The organism is Sphingomonas sp. CCH5-D11, assembly GCF_001557395.1.
Lineage (GTDB): Bacteria > Pseudomonadota > Alphaproteobacteria > Sphingomonadales > Sphingomonadaceae > Sphingomonas.
On sequence record NZ_LSKH01000156.1, the window covers coordinates 1 to 4,085 of the forward strand.

The following is a 4,085-nucleotide window of genomic DNA, read 5'->3' on the forward strand; positions in this document are numbered from 1 at the left end:
GGGTGGAGGGCGTGTGCCCGCCGATCACCTCAGGCGGCGAGCAACGCCCGGCACGGCTCCAGCCCGGCGAGGAATTGCGCGGTGCAGGCGTCCCAGCAATAGGCCCGGCCGGCGGCGGCGGCGGCGCGCCGGTCGAGTTGAAGCGCGCGGGCGACGGCGCGGCCGAGATCCTCGTCCAGCGCCCCCGCCTCAGGGTGTTCGCCCAGCACGTCGAGCGGGCCGGCAACCGGATAAGCGGCGACCGGCGTACCGCAGGCCAGCGCCTCGATCATGACCAGGCCGAACGTGTCGGTGCGGCTGGGAAAGACCAGGACATCCGCGTCGCGATAGGCTGCGGCGAGCCGCTCGCCCTGTAGCGCGCCGAGAAACAGCGTATCGGGAAAGCGGGCGCGGAGCATCGGCAGCGCGGGGCCATCGCCGACCACAACCTTGGTGCCAGCGGTGCCGAGCGACAGGAACGCCTCGATATTCTTTTCCGGCGCGACCCGCCCGACATGCAGCAGGATCGGCCGCGGCAGCGCGGCAAGCTCGGGCAGCGGCGGGCCATCGGGGCGGAACAGCGCCAGATCGGCGCCGCGCGACCAGCGATGGGTCTGCGGCAGGCCGCGCCCACGCAGCTCGGCCTCCAGCGTCTGCGTGGCGGCGAACACGCGCGCCGCCGGCTGGTGAAAGCGGCGCAGACTGGCCCAGAACAGCGACGGCGACAGCCCGGTGCGCATCGCCATGTAATCGGGAAAGCGGGTGTGAAAGGAGGTGGTGAAGGCATGGCCGTGCTGCAGGCACCAGCGCCGGGCCGCCCAACCCAGCGGGCCTTCGGTGGCGATGTGCACCGCTTGTGGCGCGAAGGCATCCAGCCGCCGCCGCACGCCCCGGCCGGGCATCACCGCCAGCCTGATCTCGGCATAGGTCGGGCAGGCGACGGTGGGAAAGGTATCGGGCGTGACCGTTTCCACCTCATGGCCCATCGCACGCAGCCGGGCGACAGTGGTCGACAGGGTGCGCACCACGCCGTTGACCTGCGGCATCCACGCGTCGCTGACGAGCGCGATCCTCACGCCTCGACCACCGTCAGCTTCGGCTTGGCGCGGGCGGCGACCGCATCCGCGCGGTGCCGCTCAGCCCAGTCGATGATCTCCATCCGGCCGCAGGCGTGCTCGACCAGCGCGGTGCAGCTCTCCACCCAGTCGCCGTCGTTATAGTAAGTGACGCCGTCGAACTCGCGGATCTCGGCCGAGTGGATGTGACCGCACACCACGCCGTCGACGTTCCGGTCGGCCGCGGCATGCGCGACCACTTCCTCGAAGCGCGAGATGAACTGCACGGCGTTCTTCACACGCTTCTTCATGTGCGCGGCGAGCGACCAATATGGCAGGCCGAGCCGGCGACGCGCCCAGTTCACCGTGCCGTTGCTCTTGAGCAGCATGGTGTAGGCCCAGTCGCCGAGGAAGGCGAGCCACTTGTGGTAAAGCACGACATTGTCGAACTGGTCACCGTGGATCACCAGCAGGCGCCGGCCGTCGGCGGTGACATGCACGTCCTCCCCGACCAGCTCGATGCCGCCGAATTCCAGACCGACATAGTCGCGGAAATGCTCGTCATGATTGCCGGGCACGTAGATGACGCGCGTGCCGTGCTTAGCCATCTTCAGGATGGCGCGCACCACGTCGTTGTGCGCCTGTGGCCAATACCACCCTTTGCGCAGCTGCCAGCCGTCGACGATGTCGCCGACCAGGTACAGCGTCGCGCATTCGTGATGCTTGAGGAAGTCGAGCAGCAACTCGGCATTGGAGCCCGGCGTGCCGAGGTGAAGATCCGAGATGAAGATGGTGCGATAGCGCGTACGCTTCGGCGATGGGCCGGCATCGTCGCCGTCAATGGCGGTCAGCCAGGGCGGGAGCGTTCGCGGAAGATCGCGCGGGTCCTCCATACCGCTGATGCGCGCGCTTGTTTTCGAAAACAGGTCGGCCATGTCGCGTCCCCGAATGGCGGGCCGGACGGTCGGCCCTTCCTGCTTCGGCCGTTTAGAACATGATAGGGACAGTTCGGTGAGCGTGCGGTGACGATTGCATTGCGAGATTATGGCGGACCCTGTCGCAAAACCTTCGCTCAACTGAAATGCTGGGCTGTCACAGAGCCAGAGAGGATGTGATCCCAAGGGGATCGCGCGTACGGGAGCCTCTTCTTGGCCACACAGATGAGCACCGCCGGCGTCGCCAAAGCCTATGATCGCTGGGCGCCGATATACGATCTGGTTTTCGGTCCCGTGTTCCGCCAGGGCCGCGCCGATGCGATCCGCGCCGCGGAGCGGGTCGGAGGGCGCATTCTGGAAGTGGGCGTGGGAACGGGCATCTCGCTGCCCGGCTACGACCGGCGCAGCCGGATCGTCGGCGTCGACATATCGGAAGACATGCTGGACAAGGCGCGCATCCGGGTCGACCGGTTGGGCCTCGACAATGTCGAGGACATTCGTGTCGACGATGCCGAGCGGCTGTCGTTCGGCGACAATGCGTTCGATGCGGTGGTCGCGCAATATGTCGTGTCCGCCTGTCCCAATCCGGCAAAGGCGCTCGACGAATTCGCGCGCGTGTGCCGCCCTGGCGGCGAGATCATCATCACCACGCGCGTGAGCGCCAATGCGGGTTTCCGCGGCGGCGTGGAGAAGGCGCTGATGCCGATCACCAGCCGGCTCGGTTTCCGGACGGAATTTCCCTTTTCGCTTTACACCAACTGGGCGGCGAGCCGGTCCGACGTGTGTCTGGTCGAGAACCGGCCATTGCCGCCGCTCGGCCATTTCTCGCTCGTCCGTTTCGCCAAGCTCGCCGCCTGAGGACCTCGATCATGACCAGCTTCCGCGCCCAGCTCGCCGAGCAACGTTGGGATGACCATCGCTATTATCACCACAGCCTGGTCAACCAGAGCCTGCACTTCGTCAGCGCCTGCACCTTTATCACCGCATATGTGCTGCTGTTCATCGACCCGGCGGTGGCGAGTCTGCTCGCCTGGGGCGTGGCGATGACGAGCCGCCAGGCCGGCCATTTCTTCTTCGAGCCCAAGGGCTATGATCACGAGAACCAGGCGACGCACGCGCACAAGGAAGAGATCAAGCTCGGTTACAACCTGTTCCGCAAATGGGTGCTGATGAGCCTGTGGGCGGCGGTGCCGGTCACGCTGGTGCTTCAGCCGACATTGTGGGGCCTGCTCGATCCGTCCGACGGGTGGATGACGACGCTGCGCCGCGTTGGCTCGGCATGGCTGTTCCTGGGCGTCGGCGCGATCGTGTTCCGCTCGCTGCAGCTCTTCATCCAGCGCGACGTGGAAACCGGACTCGTCTGGGCGACCAAGATCGTCACTGACCCGTTCAACGACTTCAAGCTCTACAGAAGCGCGCCGGGACGGCTGCTGCGCGGCGAACGCACGGATCGCCGCCACGCCGCCTGAGCCCCAGGGGAGGGACGGTCAGCGTCGGCCGAGCCGCGCCCTGACCGTCTCACGCAAGACCCCGCGGCGCAGCGACTTGTCGGTCACCCCAGCGCCGACCCACCACCAGCCGTCCGCCTCCATGGCGCGGGCGGCGGCGACGAAGCGGTCAACGATCTCCGCGAACAGCGCGTCATCGATGTCGAGACTGAAGATGAGCCGCCCCGTGCCGACCCAGCTCAGCGCCAGCCCCTCCATGCGGAGGTAATATTGCAGCATCCAGTTATAGCGCGAGGGGCGGGTATAAAGGATCGTCCAGATCGACTGCATGCCCGCCGCCTGAACGGGCAGGCCGGCGGTCGCGAGCCGATCGTTGAGGAGCGCGAGCCGCGCCTGCCAGCGCGCATCCTGGCCGTCATACAGCGCCCGCACCTCCGGCCGCTCCAGACGGCGCAGGAAGGCATCCATCGTGCCCATCACATAGGGGTGCGCATTGAACGTGCCGCGCGCGAAGCAGATGTCGACGGGACGATCGTCCCGCCAGCGCTGCATGAGATCGGCGCGGCCGCAGATCGCGCCCACGGGAAGGCCGCCGCCCAGCGTCTTGCCGTAGGTGACGAGATCGGGGCGAACCCCGAAATATTCCGACGCCCCGCCGGGTGCGAGGC

General features: G+C 67.2%; 5 protein-coding genes. 2 read left to right on the plus strand and 3 right to left on the minus strand.

Going from position 1 to position 4,085, the window contains the following annotated elements; translation table 11 throughout:
• Positions 1 to 29: 29 nt before the first annotated feature.
• Both AX702_RS10005 and AX702_RS10010 read right to left on the minus strand, forming a co-directional pair.
• Positions 30 to 1,055 (minus strand): glycosyltransferase family 4 protein, encoded by a 1,026-nt coding sequence (locus tag AX702_RS10005; protein ID WP_066778953.1) that lies wholly within the window; start codon positions 1,053 to 1,055, stop codon positions 30 to 32.
• The gene (locus AX702_RS10010) at positions 1,052 to 1,927 is read right to left on the minus strand and encodes a UDP-2,3-diacylglucosamine diphosphatase (protein WP_082746190.1); all 876 of its coding nucleotides are present in this window, start codon (positions 1,925 to 1,927) and stop codon (positions 1,052 to 1,054) included. The genes AX702_RS10005 and AX702_RS10010 overlap by 4 nt, the downstream gene beginning before the upstream one ends.
• A gap of 255 nt (positions 1,928 to 2,182) precedes the next feature.
• Between AX702_RS10010 and AX702_RS10015 the strand changes: the two genes are divergently transcribed.
• Positions 2,183 to 2,827, plus strand: coding sequence for a class I SAM-dependent methyltransferase (locus AX702_RS10015; RefSeq protein ID WP_197420557.1), 645 nt, complete (start codon positions 2,183 to 2,185; stop codon positions 2,825 to 2,827).
• Positions 2,828 to 2,838: 11 nt separating this feature from the next.
• Positions 2,839 to 3,438 carry a hypothetical protein gene (locus AX702_RS10020; RefSeq protein WP_093065852.1) on the plus strand — a complete coding sequence of 200 codons (600 nt, stop codon included), beginning with the start codon at positions 2,839 to 2,841 and terminating at the stop codon, positions 3,436 to 3,438.
• An 18-nt stretch (positions 3,439 to 3,456) separates the two neighbouring features.
• On the opposite strand, the gene AX702_RS10025 is transcribed toward AX702_RS10020, so the two are convergent.
• Positions 3,457 to 4,085 (minus strand): aminotransferase class III-fold pyridoxal phosphate-dependent enzyme (locus tag AX702_RS10025; protein ID WP_156455437.1); only part of this gene is annotated, 629 nt, incomplete at its 5' end.